This is a genomic window from Microvirga splendida (assembly GCF_016427565.1).
Lineage (GTDB): Bacteria > Pseudomonadota > Alphaproteobacteria > Rhizobiales > Beijerinckiaceae > Microvirga > Microvirga splendida.
In genome coordinates, this window is the sequence record NZ_JAELXT010000006.1 from 58,243 (window position 1) to 73,687 (window position 15,445).

A 15,445-nucleotide genomic window follows, 5' to 3' on the forward strand; every position below is an offset into this window, starting at 1 on the left:
ACGTATCACCAACGCCAACGCCGTGGGTCAAACACCTGTCCGGGATCGTTGAAGACGGACCCGTCTCCTCCGAATAGCTGCCTTGGGTTGTTGAACACGGAATTTGGGCCGCCGAATATCTGGCCGGGGTCATTCACGACGGAGTTCGGACCTCCGGTGATTTGCGCCAGGTTGTCGACGAAAGCTTTGAGGTCGTTGTTGGCCCCTGGCCCGTGCAGCAGGTCGTTGTAAGCATTCCTGACTGCGACGACGATCGTGTTGTTCGGGCCGAAGCAATCCCCTCCCGTGAAACACTTAGTGAGTTCCATGAGCGTCAGTCGACCACCCGTGCAGCCTATGAAGCTGACGGATTCTCCGCCGGAGGTCTCGGCGCATTCCAGGGCGATCCGCCACTCCTCGTTCATGGCCGGCCCGACCGCGCAACCGAAGAACGAGATTGGGCTGCCGCTGCTCGTGCACGCCACGAGTCGCATCGTTTCCGGTGGCATGCCCGCGATGATCGCACACCTCGCTATCTGGGACTTCTCTCCGCCCCCCTTGATGACGCAGGACATGGTTTCCCTGGTTTTCGCGTCGGGGACCAGGTCGCCCGTGCAATTCGCGAGCATCTCGTGGGTGCTGCGTCCATTGGCGAGGCACTTGGAGACTGCCTGGATTGTCCGTGCCTCGGGAGTGTTCCCCATAAGGCAGCTAAGTCGGGCCTCTTCCGGCCCAAGGAGGCAGGACGCGGTTTGCACGGCAGGCGGCATTCCTGGCACGGATTCGAGACAACGTGTTCGCTCCACCCCGGACTTGCCAAGGCACTCGGCGACCCTGCCTGCGCGGGCCATCTCCGGCGAGTATTGCGCAAGACACTCGATCGGTGAACGCGAGGCGTTCGCCCCCGACATGCACCGAGCCATTTCCCGCTGCTGGGTCGGGAGGTTCACCAGCACGCAGTCCCGGGAAGCATTGAGATTGCCCGCTTTGACCACGCAATTCCGCAGGTTCGTCACTTGCTCCTCGATCTCCGGCGTCGTGATGCATTGGACGATCTTGTCGGGCGACGGCTTGCCCCCGCCGAGACAGGCGGTGAGCTTGACCAGATTGGCATCGGGAATGTTGCCCACGTGGCAGGCAAGCTGTTCGCCGACTGTCAATTTCCTCGCGCAGTCAACAACCTTGGAGTAGTTCTCTACGACCTCCGTCGCCGAGCATTCGATGAATTCGGCCTCTGTCCTTCCCTGCCGGCAGCTATTCATGCGAGCGGCGTACGGCCGACGCGGGATGTCCTTGGCATTCAGCTTTAGGGGGCTGTCCTTCGTCAGGTTGGCGGAAGCCAGGTACGTCTCGAATGTCGCAAGGCCGTCGATCGGGTTGGGGAGGGCGGGACACGCCGCGCCGATGCTGCAACGAAGCAATGCGCGAGGTGTGACCCAATATCCCGAGCAGTCGTTGACCTCCCTGATGGTGGGCGTTCTCTGTCCCTCCGACAGTTTCACGTAGCAGCTTACGATAGCTTGTGCCTTGGCGGACAGCGTCGCGAGCTCGTCGGTGGGAGTCGGTGCGTTCGCCGCACCCGCGCCGGGAGGGATGATGGGGTTCCTATCGATCGATATCTTCAGCCAGAATTGCGGCCTCTTTCTCGTCTGGAGGAGCTTTATATCCTCGATCAGAACCGCGCTTCCTTTCGGAAGGACGTCGACAATGCTCGAGAAGTCGCCCGGACCTTTCCTGATGTTTATGCTCGTGTTCGAGACCAGGCGGTCTCCATGCCGGATATGCCTCGCATCCTTTGCAGGGGAAATATCCGAGAATGACGAGGGGGCACACCGACGTCCTGCGCGGCGACCCAAACGTGGTCGCATCTCCTCGGAATGCGACAGCCATCGGCGGCATTCGTGACACCGGGCATCGCACCGAACAGAAGCAATGCAAGCAGGCCAAGGGGGAGGTTCTTCATGGCCGATCCCCAATGATTGGACGCATCCCTGGGAGGACGGCCACTGTCGCACACCCCGTCGTTGTGAACAATTACCTACTTAGGGGCAATGCGGAGCAGATGGCAGTTCGCTAAGCCCCTTCGGAATGGCTCGTGGCCAGCTTTCCCCCCTCCCAGTAGACCACGAGTTCCCGGCCGGGAGCGCGCGGCTGGTCGATACCGTACATCTGCTTGAGGAAAGCCCAGTAGATCGGGAGGGCGCGGTAGCCGACTGACAGCTTGACGCACATGCCGTAGCGAAACCCGGCCCGTGCTTCCGGCGCAACTCCTCGAGGACTTTTGGCTTGATGCGCTCGTGAACGTTGGAATGGTCAGCACGGCGCACCCAGAGTGCCCAGAAATGGAGTCGGAAGTAACCGGATGAGTTCAATCAAGTCTGGTGGCTTTTGCTACCGAATGCAGATTGTTTTCACGGTTCTGTGTCGGCCGTCGTTCATGTTCTAGGTCGCTTTCGCGGGTGCAATTTTACGGGATCCTTCTTAACTTTCCTCGGAGCGCAGGGTCAGAGGAGCTTGGAAGACGGGCACGTTCGGCGCAACCTCGAAGGAACTGTTCGGGGGTGTGGAATCGTCACCACGGCATTGCGGACCCTCAACATGCCCTTGGCGTTTAACCCTATCATCGGTGGATGACAGGATTAGGTCGGCCTTGACCCTCGGATCGGCTGCCATCGAACGGGCGCTTGGGAAGATTGAGGGCAACAAGGTCAAATCCTGGAAGGAGATGCGAGGCTCTCTGGCACAGCCGCGATGATTGAGGATGGCTCAGGCCAACCCTTTGTCGGCCATCCACATCGCACAGGTCGGCGACCCATGTCCTTATCTTAGGCGTCGAATGGATTATGCCGCCCCACAGATCCTTTAGCGAATCCTGAGCGCCTCCTGAGGCAAGATGCTCTCTCCTGGAGCTTGTCGCTTATCCCCACAATCCACGCAGCGGGAATGTAATCCCTTGTTCTCCTTGCCCACGCATGAAGAGGCGTCTCTTATGCCACGCTTGGCTGTTTCCTGGGGCTTCGATGCACATCATCTTCGGCATGATGGCGGATGGATCCGCATATCCTGACTTTCCTGGCGACGAGGACGGCATCCTCGACGGATGCGTCGTCGGTCCACTTGGTCTCCTTACGATCCTCGAGACCAAGCTGGGGCTGAGCGGGCCTCCCGTGACCCCTGTGGTCCGCATCACCGCCTGGCAGAAGAAGCTGCAAGAGGCATGCAAGGGCAGCAGCAGGTTCTGGAGCGCGTCCCTCGCGGCTGACCCCTTCTCGACGGCCCGCCTCATCCTGTCATGGCGTGATGCCCTCGTGGAGGCGGGCTGGCACCCGGGGAGCATCGCCAACCCTCCGGAACGCCTTTCCGACATGGCGGCGGCCGAAGCCGCCCTCGAGCTGATGCCCCTGGGACGCGCGGATCGCCTGCGTGCCGTGATGAGACGCCTGGAGGCCGGGGGGCGTGTCGCCATCGAGAAGTTAGAGACGGTTGAACCCATCGAGCACCTCCCGCCCGGCTGGAGGCGTCTCGCGGAACTCCTGGCCGAAGGCGGAACGAAGGTCCGACAGAAAGCCATCCAGTCTCCCGTGGAGGCCTCGTCCGATCTCGGCCGTCTCCACGTCTTTCTCAAGCAAGGAACCCTGCTGCCACTCGAGGGCGATGCCAGCGTCCTGATGCTGAAATCGGCATCCGAGATCTCGGCGGCCGAGGCTGTTGCCGAGTGGGTCGCCTGCGACATGGACGGCGGTACGGGACACACCGTCGTCATCGCCCAGGACGGTTCCACGGCGATGCTGGATCTCGTCCTCGCTCGCTTGAGCCAACCTGTGCTGGGTGTGTCGTCAGCCTCGCCCTTCAGGGGGGCATTGCAGGTCCTGACCCTCGCCTTCGCGACGGTGTGGAAGCCCTTCGATGCGGATCGGTTTCTCTCCCTTCTGACCCTTCCCAATCCACCCATGCGGCGCAAGCCAGCCGGGATTCTCGCGCGTGCCGTCTCCTCGGAGCCTGGTATCGACGGCCGTGAATGGAAGCGCGCATGGGCCCTGATCGAGGAATGGGCACTGGAAAAGGGCGAGGGAGACAAGAGAAAGACGGCAAAGCTGCTTGACGGGGTCAAGGCGTGGGCGGATGCGAAACAGATCGCCCGGTTCGACCACTCCATGCCCTCCAACGAGGCCAAGGAGATCGCTGACAGGGTCAAGACTTGGGCGGCGACTCTTGCAGGCGAGGATCGCGACCCCCTCCTCATGTGCGTGGTCGGTGCGGCGAAGGCCTTGTCGGAAGCCCTCAACAAGCTCAACGAGTCGCCCGTCTCCAAGCGCCAGATCGAGCAGATGATCGATGCCTCGATCGCGGAAGGTCTCGGCAACCCCGAGCATCGGGCAGAGGCCTCGAGGCTGCGGGCCATCGGGACGCCGGGGGCTCTGTGTGGCCCAGTCAAGCGGGTCGTGTGGTGGAACTTCGCAGGGCATGAGCCTGCCGCTCCGCCCTTCCCCTGGTACCGCTCCGAACTTGCCGCCCTCGAGGCCGTCGGGTGCTGCCCTGAAAGGCCATCCGAGGCTGCACGGCGGCAGACCTCGTATTGGACGAACGCGGCCCTGGCCGCATCCGAAGGCATCATGTTCGTCCGCCCGGCCGTCATCGCAGGTGAGGAAGTCGGGAGCCATCCCTTCGCCCACCTGCTCGCGCCCCTGTTTGACCACGAGAAGCGAAGGAACCTGATCGAAGCCAAGGCCGAAGCCGTTCAGGAGTACGAGGTCCACCAGCTCGCGGCGCGCACGATCAACCGTCAGGCGGGTACCCCGCGGGCAACACCCGTCCAGCAGGTGAGCTGGACGGTTCCCGCCATCCCCGATCTTCTTGCCGAACTGGTCGAGAGCCCGACATCACTGGAAACACTGGCGAGCTGCCATCTCAAGTGGCTCCTCAAACACGTAGCGAAACTCGATGCCGGCCGCATCCGTGGCATTCCCGATTCCAGGCGCCTGATCGGCAACGTCGCCCACGCCATCGCACAGGAGGTCTTCCTTCCCGGTCCCGTACCGCCGGGGAAGGATGCGAGACGGAAGGCCGAGGCCGTCTTCGATAGGATCGTAGAGCAGATTGCAGCTCCCCTCCTGAAGGCTGGAGGGGCGAACGACCTCATTTCCGCACGACAGCGCATCCCCAAGGCGATGGAGATCCTTGCGGACATCCTGTCTGCCGACGGATGGGAAATCGTCGGGACAGAGATGGAGGTCATCCACGATTTCGGGGATGGACTTCGCATCAAGGGATATACCGACCTCCGGACCACCCATGCGATCCACGGGACAGGTGTCATCGACTTCAAGTGGACGAAGAGCGACACCCGACGTCGGCGGGAGATCAAGGACGGCAGGGCGATACAGATCTCCGCCTACAGCAATGCCGTGGAACCCGGGCGCACCCTTCCCGCCGCGTACTTCATGCTCGGTCAGGGAACCTTGCTGGCCGAGGAGAACTCACCTCTGGCAGGCGATCCCGTAAGGACCGACCGCAATCTCGCCGACACTTGGTCCGCGGTTGCCGGGATGCACCGTTCATGGCGCGACATGACGGTTTCGGGCGTGGCGGCTTCGACCGGATTGGATGGGGCACCCATGCCGGACGACCTCGTCCTCGTTCCCCCGAAGAAGTCAAACCCCTGCGAATATTGCGATTACGACGGGCTGTGCCGCGTCAGCCAAACCGCCTGAGGATGCCAGCATGACAAATCGCGTCGATACCAACATCGCCTCCGCAGGAACGGGCAAGACAACCAAGATCGTCGGTCTCATCGCTGAGGACATGAAGTCGGTCGAACCCGAGACGATCCTTGCCACGACCTTTACGGTCAAGGCGGCCGACGAGCTGATGGAGAGGGCGAGGGCCGAGCTCGTCAAGCAGGGACGCGGGCCGGAGGCGGTCCGGCTGTTGAGCGCGATGGTCGGGACCATCAACAGCGTCTGCGGCAGGATCGTGAGTGAGTTCGCGATCGACCTCGGCCGGTCCCCCACCAACCAGGTCATCGCGGCAGAGGAGCGGGACGAGTTGATCCGGCTGGCCGCCGATCCCGTATTCGCCAGGCATGCACCGAACATCCTGAAGCTATGGGAAGCCCTCGGGTTGGGTGAGCTCAAGGACAAGGGCGACTGGCGCAAGCACGTTGCCTGCATCATTGAGAAGGCTGACGAGAACGGTCTCGGGGCAGGCGACTTGGGCGTATCCGCCCGGAAGTCGATCGAGGCGCTCTCCGAATTCATGACCCTTCCGGAAGATCACGAGGCACCGGACACATGGGACGGGGACCTGCGTGATGCGATGGTGGAAGCGGTCAGGAGCTCGGACGGCGTCAAGCTGACCAAGGACGGGAAGGACTCCCTCGCCGATATCGAGAAGCATCTCGGCAGACTGGACCGCGGGGAGAGAATCTGCTGGCCGGATTGGGTCAGACTCTCGAAATTGAAGCACGGAACCAAGGATGCAGAGAAGGCAGTCTTCCGCGACGTGAAGGGTGCCGCCGGCGTCTTCCCGAGGCACCCCGCCCTTCGAAGCGACATGGAGCGCTACATCGAGGCCGTTTTCGAATGTGCCGCTGAGGTGATGCAGGCATATGCGGCCTACAAGCGGGAGCACGGCCTGATCGACTTTCCCGACCAGCTCTGCCTCGCCCTCGAAATCCTGCGCAAGCCGGAGTTCAAGGAACGGCTGCGGGAGCGGATCGGGCTCGTTTACGTGGATGAGTACCAGGATAGCAGTCCGATCCAGGTTGCCCTCTTCCTCGCACTGGCTCGCATCGCTCCCAGGAGCGTCTGGGTCGGCGATCCCAAGCAGGCTATCTACAGCTTCCGTGGGACCGATCCCATCCTGACCATGTCCGCCTCGCTGGAGGTAGCCGAGAAGACGGGCGGCACACGTGGCATCCTGTCTGAGTCGTTCAGGAGCCGCCCCGGGATCATCGAACTCGTGAACGACATGTTCGTCCCTGCCTTCGTCAGGATGGGATTGCCCGAATCCGAGAGCACGTACGAGAAGGTCCGCCGACCAGCCGATCCCGATGTGTCCTCCCCTGTAGCGGTCTGGCACCTGGACGGCAACACCCTGCCCAAGCAGTCGGCTGCCTTGGCGGCCGGGGTCGCTGACATGCTGGCGAACCCGTCTGCATGGCCGGTCGGCGCCGGGGACACGACACGCCCGTTGCGTCCAGGGGACGTCGCGGTCCTGTGCCGGGACAACGACGACGTCTACAGGGTGACCGCAGCGCTCGCACAAAAGGGCATAGAGGTCGCGGCCGAACAGAAGGGGCTGTTCGAGACGGAAGAGGTCGAGCTGGCACTCGCCGCCCTGAGATGGACCGCGGACCCCACGAATTATCTGGCCCTAGCAGAGATCGCCCGTCTTCTTGGCGGCATCGAGCAGCCGACAGCGTGGCTCGACGCCGTGCTCCAGAAGGATCACGAGGCACTTGAATGCCTCGTTCCGTTCACGGAAGAACTCAAGGATATCCGCGACAGGCAGTTGCAGCTCACGCCCAGCGAAATCCTCGACGAAATCCTCATCGCCGCCCGGGTTGCCGAGCATGCCTGCCGCTGGGGCAAAACCATCGAACGCCTCGACTGCCTCGAGAAATTGAGGAGCCTTGCCCGCAAGTACGAGACCAAGTGCCGTTCCACGGGTCTTCCGGCGACCCTTGCAGGACTTGCCACGTCCATCGAGGACGGTAAGGCCATGCGGCCGAGTTCTCGTAATCCGAATGCGGTGAACGTCCTCACCTATCACAAGGGCAAGGGCCTCGAATGGCCCGTGGTGATCTGCCTGGATCTCGATTCCATCCCCAAGACATGGCCCGTGACCATGCCGACGATCGCGACGGATGGAAGCACCGACTGGAGCCGCCCCCTGGAGGGCCGATGGATCAGGTTCTGGCCGTATCCGTTCGGATTGCACAAGGCCGGGGTTGGCATCGACGTCACTTGGCCGGGGTCCGAGACAGGTCGCCGGGTCATCCGAGAGGCGGATGAAGAGGCAACGCGCCTCCTCTACGTCGGGGTGACCCGTGCCAGAGACCATGCCGTCCTGTGCGCCACCGACAAGGGAACAGCTTGGCTGGAGCGCCTCGCTGCCGACCCGGTAAACCCACACGTGACCATTCCCGTTTCTGAAGGGCAGCCGCTTGTTGCCAACGGACGGGAGCATCAGGTTCGCTTCGCCCGCTTTGCTGGGACCGAGGCGGTTGAGACGGTACGGATCGCACCCTACGTGTCGCTTCCGCGTCCGGCCGCGACCCACCTGCCCTTGCGCATCCGCCCAAGCGCCGCGACAGACGAGGGCATCGAGTATGCCTTCAGCCATACGATCCTCTCGGGAGGTGTGCCCATTGTCGGCAATCCGGAGATGGACGAGTTGGGATCGGCATTACATGCCATCCTTGCTGCGGATGACGATACAAAATCCCTCGCGGAGCGTGTCGCGTCAGCCGATGCCATCCTGAAGCGGTGGGACATGAAGGCAATCACGGCCGTCGACGTGATCGCTGCGGCTGACAAATTCTGGGATCACCTAAGGAAGCAGTACCCGACCGCTAAAATCCACCGTGAGGTTCCGGTCCATGCCTACGACGGCCTCCAAGTCATTTCGGGCATCATCGATGTTCTGATCGATGGGCCAGAGGACGAGGGTTGGTTCATCATCGGCGACCACAAGAGCTTCCCCGGAAAGCAGGAACTGTGGGACGAGCGGGCCAAGAAGCATGCGCCGCAGCTCGGATCCTATTCCAAGGCCGTTGCGACCGCGCTCGGCGGCCGGAAGCGCTGCGCAGGCTGCTTCGTCCACATGCCTATCCGCGGGGTTGTCATCAGCACTGAGGTGCAGGAAGCTAATAACAGCGAGATGGTAGCAACCATCGCGTGACGTTTACGAACTTCCCGCTGGTCGCCGGAGATTGCCGCTACCGCAAAAGCAATGATGCGCAGCGGCGCGGCCAAATCATCAACGGTGTCCCCTGCGCTCTGAGGGGAATGTCAGGCGGACCTCTGGTCGACCTCGGGGCCGATGGCTGGATCAAGCAGGCCATAGGCATCGCGGGAGGAGTGCTCAAGGCTCACGACTGGAATCCCGTCAACGCAGGCATCGAGCAGATCCTCCCGGCACGTGCGCTCATCGAGGGATACAGTTCCCCCGACCGATGTGGAAATGCGCCAGCTCCGGGCCGACCTCCGCTCGCTGGGACACGATCTCCACCCGACGGGATCCGACACAGCCCCCGATCTCACCGCTGCCCTGGAACGTTTCAGCGACGAGCACATCAAGAACGAAAGGTACTTCATCCACTGCTACGCGTTTTTGCTGCCCGTCCGGCCCATCAGGAGTATGGTGGCTGACAGCGTCGGGAGTCCCTTTGCCAAGCCCAGCGACATCACGGGATCCAAGTGCGAGAAGGACGGAGGCAGCAATATCATCGACGGCAAGGGGTAGCGCATCGAGTGGGGCGGCCGCACCATCGTCGATGCCACGCCAAGTACGTTCGGTCCTTTGGTCGAGTTCAAGGGGCCGGTCGTCGAAGGGGACTACGTGATGAGCTTCGACGTACGCTCGGACGGATCTCTGATGATCGGTCAATACCGAGACCAAGGGAAGGGGGATGGCTACAATTCCGACCTGGTCAGAACCCCGCCGGTGCGCGAGGGGACGCTCTGATCCGCTTCCGCGAACCACAACGCACAGGACCGTGGTCGTGTTGCACCGTCGACGCTCAACACGGGATCGTATAGCTTACCGCGACTTAGGCGGGCCTGCGAATGAGTGAAAGTGAACCCTACGACCTTGAGGAATACCTATCGGCACGCGTCGCGACCGTTCTGAAACGCATGGGGATTCCTCTCGCGGAGGTTGGGAAGTACCCGGTCCAGCACTTCATGGCCGAAGCGAACTTCGGACGGCGTTCTCTCGCTGACCTGTCCAGGGCCTGCGCCCTCCTCGGACACGATCCCCCTCTTGGTTATGAAGATTGGTGGGTCGCCAAGGCCGCTGTGGAGGAGGTCCGGCGCGACAAGGATCCCAAACCCATTACTCAACCACCCGTACACGCCAAACTACCACCGTTCACGGCGGAAGACCTCATGCTCTCGCTCGAGGGCCTCATTGACCGGATGGGGAACGACAGGCTGGAGGTGATTGCGGCCAACCGCCTGCTGCCGGGGGCGTCGATGAAGCTCACAGAACTCGGCGAAATATACGGGGTCTCCCGCGAACGCATCCGCCAGCTCGAGTTAAGGGCCTTCGTCCGAATGCGGGTGGAAGTAAGGCATTCCCCCCTCCTCGTGGCGCTCTCGAATGAACTCAATGCAGGTCACGCGACCTTCAATGATGCCGCCCTGCACATGTATGACCTCATGTTAGGACGGGCGAGGGAGGATACCGCGTTTTCTCTGGCGACGATCCTGGTGGGTATCCTCGGAAACGCGAAGAGCCTCGGCATCGGCTACAGGCAGCTCATGCCAAAGGCCAGGACAGTCATCGGGGACTTCCGGCGTGAGCGACGTCGTGCCGAACGCAGGGCTTTCAGGGCCGAGCGCAGGAGCAAGGCATATGCCGCCCGATGCCTGTCGCTCCTGGAGTGCATATTCTCGTCCGCGGCCTGGCCCGCTGAACCCAGAATCCTTTCGAGCATCCCTCCGAGGAGCGTCGGACGGGCGAGGGAGATTAACTTCGACGAGGATGGTTCGAATAAGGGCGTGTTCCGCAGCATGCGGCAGGGCTACGGGGACGTGCATTACGACAGCGGCCTGGAGTACACCGTGCTCTCCGCGATCGACGCATCAACAAGAGAGGTTCCCTGGTACATGGAGCAACCCCTCGCCATTCCGTTTTTTACGGAGAAGGAAAGGCGCAGGGTACATTATCCTGACATCCTGCTCATGAGCGCATCGGGCAGGCTGCTGCTGGTCGAGGGCAAGCCGATCTACCGGATGCTCCATCTCGATACCTTCATCAAGGGAAAGGTAGCCCTCGAGCACGCATGGTCCCGGGGCTGGGGATACGTAATCACCGACGAGCGGGGCAGGACGCTGAAGTTACTGTATGAACTTCCATCCTTCGAACGCGAGGACGAATTTGTGTCCCTCGTCCGCAAAACGGGCGAGATGAAGAACGGCAAGTTTCAGCAGATCAGGATGGACATGGAGATCAGCTACACGGATTGCTGTTCTGCGATGCTGCGTCACGATCTTGTCCACGACACGCTGCGCAGGATGGTCACCAGCCTTCCGCCGGGGCAATCATGGCGGTCCTTATGCGGAGTTTCAGTGGTGGATTCCGGCCTCGCGGCTTGACGCTTCCGCTCTCCCACCCAAGGGCTCGGCTACACTCTTGCGCCTCCGCATGCATGAATAGGAACATGAGCGAACCACTCTCCGACGACTTCGACCCCACCCGCATCCGCGTGGTCATCACCTCGCCCGCGGTCGACTACACCTCACGAGGGATCGCGGAGTCACCGTACTGAATCAACTGCGGATCTGCGAGGACCTGGCGCACGATGCGGTAAACGTGCTGGGCGGTGAGAGGGACGGCCTCAAGGTTTGGTGGGACGACGGCCTCAGCGGGGACGGGGAGGGCGAGAATTAGGACGTCGCGCTCGTTGAGCGTCGGTGGTCGTTCTCGAAACCTACGCTCGGGCTTGCGTGGGACGACCTGTCAGGCACGGTCGCCGCCCATGCCTGGATCGTGGCGAACGGCCGGCACTACGATGCCGAATGCTCCGAGGGCGTCGACGGCTTCTTCGAGTTGCTGCTGCTGAGCAGGATCATGGAGCGGGTGGCGGCCAGGAAGTTCAGGCAGGAACAAGCGCCGGGCATGTCCCCCCTGAATTCGAGGCATATTCCCGATTACGGCTGTCGGCCGGCTCCGACAGGAGACGGAACCCACCTGCTGTCGCCGGATGGATCCGGTGCCTTCAGCCCTCAGGCTGCTCGATGGTCAACGACGTTCACGTTCGGTCGGTTGTCGGCTCGCGGTCTGTTTGAGAATGGCTTTTGTGGAATCGGCCATCAGCTTCGATGCCTTCTCGCTGATCCCCTTGAACCGGGCCTCGGGATTGAGGGTCTTATGTTCCCGATAGAGACGATTGAGCGCTTTGATCTCGGTCCTTAAGCGAGCTTTCTTGGTCGCGAGATCCTTCTGGATCTTCGCCCTCACAGACTTTACACTCTCTTGCGACTACGCCACGCTGGACGGAACCAAAGCCAGGAGAAGCATCAGTGCTGCGACAACGAAGCCTCGGTTGGTCATTGCTAACCCCTTCGTTGAGAAGGATGCCCCCAGCGATATTTGTCGCTCTCATAAGATCGCGTAAGTTGACCCGCAGCGTAAGCTAGGCACCGACCCGCTTAGTGCGCGGCTGATCAGGTCGATGATCCGGGCTGTTGGCCGGCGCAATGGGGATCAGCGCAAGAGGTGCCTGAACCAGGTTGAGAAAGGCAGCCATTCACCCATGGTGGCGTATTTCCGGGCTTCAAGGTTAGGCATGACACGCGAGACGACTTTGAAGTTGTCCAGGTCGAAGTAAGACACCTCAGCGGTGTTATGGCTTTGCTCTCTGATCCAGATGGCCTGACCGAGGCCGGGAATGTTGTCTTTCAGGATGTTCGTTTCGAATTTCCGGCCGGAAGCCACATGCTCTAGCTCTTGCCGGAAAGATTTCGTGTGGAGCGCCTTGAAGAGCCTCCAACCGTCCCTGTCGAGGGACCGTCGAGCTGCTGGCTTTTTTCCGTATTGTGCAGTGATCTCGGCCATACGGACTTGGTACAGGAAGGTAGAGGAGAGCTTCACGCGGTCAGTGCAGGGATGCTTGGGCCAAGGTGGGCCAACATCGTCAAAGAAGACGCGACTCCCGTTGGAGTTGGCATAGAAGTACACGCGGACGCCGCACACGGGGCAGGTTGCATTGGGCGTCATGAAGGACCATTCGACCTCGGGCGAATAGGTCTGCGTCACTGGTTTAGGAGGGTACGCTCGAAGCCCCGATCCTAACGGCACGTTCCCGTGCCACTGGCCTCCCCAGCCGCAGTGACAATTTGAGGGGTGGTTGTGGGCGTTACAGGGCATAGCATCGGACCACGTGGGCTTAATGTTCTATCCTGGCAAACTAGGACGTAGTAGACAATAACCCCGAATCCCCATCTCTTCAGATGCCCGCGCTTATCGTAGCGCATCCGAGAGGCGCGGTTGCAGAAGCGGCGCGATCTGGCGGTCGCCGCCATCGTGCAGCGGGTGGGAGATGGCACAACGAACCCGGACGCGGAATTCGCCGTCCGCCTGGGTCCTGCGCTGTACATGTGAGCTCAGGCGCAATCCCCAACGAAATATTGGGCCTCGGAGTGATCACCTTCCGCTGATCCTCTCTAGGGTCGGAGCCCGGAATCATCAGCGCACACGGGAGTACGCCGCGAAGGTCTGGTCCTGGCAGTTCTCGGAAGTACACCAAGTGTCTGCTCTCGCAAGGAACAGCGGACGTTCCTCAAGGTATGAGATTGTCAGTGCATGAGCCAAAGCGGCATTTCCGCAAATCTATGACGTCTTTCCGAGACGGCTTCACGCCATCGCTGTTGATGTCGGCAAAGGACACGCGAAAAGTGTTGGCCTCTTCACGGTTGATGACCCGCATCACCTGTGCCGCGTCGGACGTGCCCTCGATGCGGAGGCCCGTCACGATCGCGCCGCTACCTACCGTTACGATCAGCTCGGCACCGGCCTTCTTGAGCGCCGTCTGCCTAGGTGCCCAGTCCGAGGCAATGGGGGGATCTGGCAGGTGTAGGAGGCGTTCTCTAAGGCTTCCTCATCGCCGTTCTCGCCGATCTCGGAGACTTGTAAACGCAGGAGTGCTACGTCGCTCGGATCAGCGCGATTGTAGTCGCCGTCCAGACCCCCGCCGATGTCCTCGAACTCGGCGACAAGATTTCCGTCGAGAGGACGGTGCCGGGAATGCTTTGGATGGTGTGCTTTGTTTCGGACATTCAATTATACTATTCGATGCTCCATGACCCCAACTCGGGTGGCAAACGACCACGTGAACGGGTGCCCCTCCATGTCGGCCAGTCCCTAGAACGGGCCGAGGATCCCTCCGGGAGCGACCTCGCCCCCATCCGTGCTAGGCACCCCGGGTATCCGTTAGCGCCAATTGAGGTCGCGGTTACGGTATCGTACGATCTTTACGGGAAGGCGAATGGAGCTCCAATGGACCGCGCCGTGCTAGTGACGAGCGCCACCGACAAGTTCGATATCGTCGACCTGACGTCGGATCGGCGCACGTCCGCCTACTTCGACATGAGGACGCTCCTGGACCGCTACCGGAGAACTCCTGACAAGGAATCGCAGAGGATTCTCATCCCAGACCTCTCCGATGCGCTGGCCCGCTTCCTTGCCCTCAGCAGGAAAGACCGGGAGGAACTCCACCTGGCGTTCTCGTTCGGCCTCTCGGACGACGAACTGCGCGAGATGAGAGGAGGCTCTGCGGCTACACCGCTGCCAATGGCCTGCGAGTTCTTCTCTGAAGACGACTTTAAGGACGAGATCGCCCTCAAGAACGCCTATCGCCGGAATGTCAATCGACACCATCCCGATAAAGGCGGCAGCCATGACGCGATGGTCCGCCTCAATCGGCGCTATGCGGAGTTAAAGGGTTTCCGGTTCAACGACCCGCCAGCCCGCTCCTTGTACCGCAACTCGATGAGAACCGCGAAGAAGTACTATCACAACATGCCATGGCTGGGATCATCGCCGGACAGCTCGTTCGAGGCCGACATGGACTTGGTGTTGGACCTGTACGAACTGCTCGTGGACGACTTCGAGCTGGAGGCTGCCTATCGGCACCTGCACGGAGGGGTTATGCCGATGTTCGAATCCCTGGAGCGTTCGTACAGGAACAAGAGGAAGACCGGGGCGCTTGAGCATCGGCGGGTTGACCTGTTCGAGACGACCTACAAGTTCTTGCGTTACTGCAAGGCGGTTTCGCTCGACGAATGGGCAGCGGAGCTGGATGCCCTTGCCTCCGCACAGTTGCCGTTGGTCCGCCGCCCCGGCATGACCCGGTCGGACTGGGACCGCTATTGGGCGAAGTACGGAGGTCTCATGGAGGGCATCAGGGGCGGTGAAAGGCCCCGCCTGAACCCGCCAGACGCACGGCGAAGGGAGAAGCTCGCACACCTCCGGGGCAACCTGCCCCGGCAGCGGTGACGAAGGGTCCCAAGATATCGGAAGGCTGGAACCCGTAGGTCTTGCCTCCCGCGCAGAGCAGGGAGTCAATTGAAGACGGGGAGAAGTCGATCAATACGAACTTGCCGAGGCAAACACTGTCTGGCTGACGGCAGCGGTTCATGTTCGCCCGGGTTCAGCGGCACCAGAGTGAAGATAAATGACGGACATTTCTCACCAGGCCGCTGTCAGACAAGGCAGAGAATAGCTGGTATTCGCACAT

9 protein-coding genes are annotated in these 15,445 nt (G+C 61.5%); 5 read left to right on the forward strand and 4 right to left on the reverse strand.

The genetic code is table 11. The features are described 5' to 3' along the window. Positions 1-5: 5 nt before the first annotated feature. Both JAO75_RS08190 and JAO75_RS08195 read right to left on the reverse strand, forming a co-directional pair. Positions 6-1,835, reverse strand: coding sequence for an SH3 domain-containing protein (locus tag JAO75_RS08190; RefSeq protein ID WP_199048203.1), 1,830 nt, complete (start codon positions 1,833-1,835; stop codon positions 6-8). A 217-nt stretch (positions 1,836-2,052) separates the two neighbouring features. After that, a complete protein-coding gene (locus JAO75_RS08195) occupies positions 2,053-2,211 on the reverse strand; it encodes a hypothetical protein (protein WP_199048204.1) in 159 nt (52 codons plus the stop codon). A 788-nt stretch (positions 2,212-2,999) separates the two neighbouring features. On the opposite strand from JAO75_RS08195, the gene JAO75_RS08200 reads away from it, so the two are divergent. The 4 genes from JAO75_RS08200 (at position 3,000) to JAO75_RS08215 (ending at position 11,303) form a co-directional block, all read left to right on the forward strand. Further along, positions 3,000-5,690 carry a PD-(D/E)XK nuclease family protein gene (locus tag JAO75_RS08200; RefSeq protein WP_199048206.1) on the forward strand — a complete coding sequence of 897 codons (2,691 nt, stop codon included), beginning with the start codon at positions 3,000-3,002 and terminating at the stop codon, positions 5,688-5,690. A gap of 10 nt (positions 5,691-5,700) precedes the next feature. After that, a complete protein-coding gene (locus JAO75_RS08205; protein WP_199048208.1) occupies positions 5,701-8,883 on the forward strand; it encodes a UvrD-helicase domain-containing protein in 3,183 nt (1,060 codons plus the stop codon). 282 nt (positions 8,884-9,165) lie between these two features. Then, positions 9,166-9,447, forward strand: a complete 282-nt coding sequence (locus JAO75_RS08210; RefSeq protein WP_199048210.1) for a hypothetical protein — start codon at positions 9,166-9,168, stop codon at positions 9,445-9,447. Positions 9,448-9,770: 323 nt separating this feature from the next. Then, positions 9,771-11,303 carry a sigma factor-like helix-turn-helix DNA-binding protein gene (locus JAO75_RS08215; RefSeq protein ID WP_199048211.1) on the forward strand — a complete coding sequence of 511 codons (1,533 nt, stop codon included), beginning with the start codon at positions 9,771-9,773 and terminating at the stop codon, positions 11,301-11,303. 646 nt (positions 11,304-11,949) lie between these two features. Here JAO75_RS08215 and JAO75_RS08220 read toward each other — a convergent pair. Further along, positions 11,950-12,168, reverse strand: a complete 219-nt coding sequence (locus JAO75_RS08220) for a hypothetical protein (protein WP_199048212.1) — start codon at positions 12,166-12,168, stop codon at positions 11,950-11,952. 246 nt (positions 12,169-12,414) lie between these two features. Continuing rightward, positions 12,415-12,927: a hypothetical protein gene (locus JAO75_RS08225; protein WP_199048213.1), complete on the reverse strand. Its 513-nt coding sequence runs from the start codon at positions 12,925-12,927 to the stop codon at positions 12,415-12,417. Positions 12,928-14,205: 1,278 nt separating this feature from the next. On the opposite strand from JAO75_RS08225, the gene JAO75_RS08230 reads away from it, so the two are divergent. Then, positions 14,206-15,204 (forward strand): hypothetical protein, encoded by a 999-nt coding sequence (locus tag JAO75_RS08230; RefSeq protein WP_199048214.1) that lies wholly within the window; start codon positions 14,206-14,208, stop codon positions 15,202-15,204. The last annotated feature ends 241 nt before the right edge of the window (positions 15,205-15,445 follow it).

Coding starts and splice junctions, on each gene's coding strand:
- JAO75_RS08210 (WP_199048210.1), top strand. CDS start 9,166: ATGCGCCAGCTCCGGGCCGACCTCCGCTCGCTGGGACACGATCTCCAC.
- JAO75_RS08215 (WP_199048211.1), top strand. CDS start 9,771: ATGAGTGAAAGTGAACCCTACGACCTTGAGGAATACCTATCGGCACGC.
- JAO75_RS08200 (WP_199048206.1), top strand. CDS start 3,000: ATGCACATCATCTTCGGCATGATGGCGGATGGATCCGCATATCCTGAC.
- JAO75_RS08195 (WP_199048204.1), bottom strand. CDS start 2,211: ATGTGCGTCAAGCTGTCAGTCGGCTACCGCGCCCTCCCGATCTACTGG.
- JAO75_RS08205 (WP_199048208.1), top strand. CDS start 5,701: ATGACAAATCGCGTCGATACCAACATCGCCTCCGCAGGAACGGGCAAG.
- JAO75_RS08225 (WP_199048213.1), bottom strand. CDS start 12,927: ATGACGCCCAATGCAACCTGCCCCGTGTGCGGCGTCCGCGTGTACTTC.
- JAO75_RS08230 (WP_199048214.1), top strand. CDS start 14,206: ATGGACCGCGCCGTGCTAGTGACGAGCGCCACCGACAAGTTCGATATC.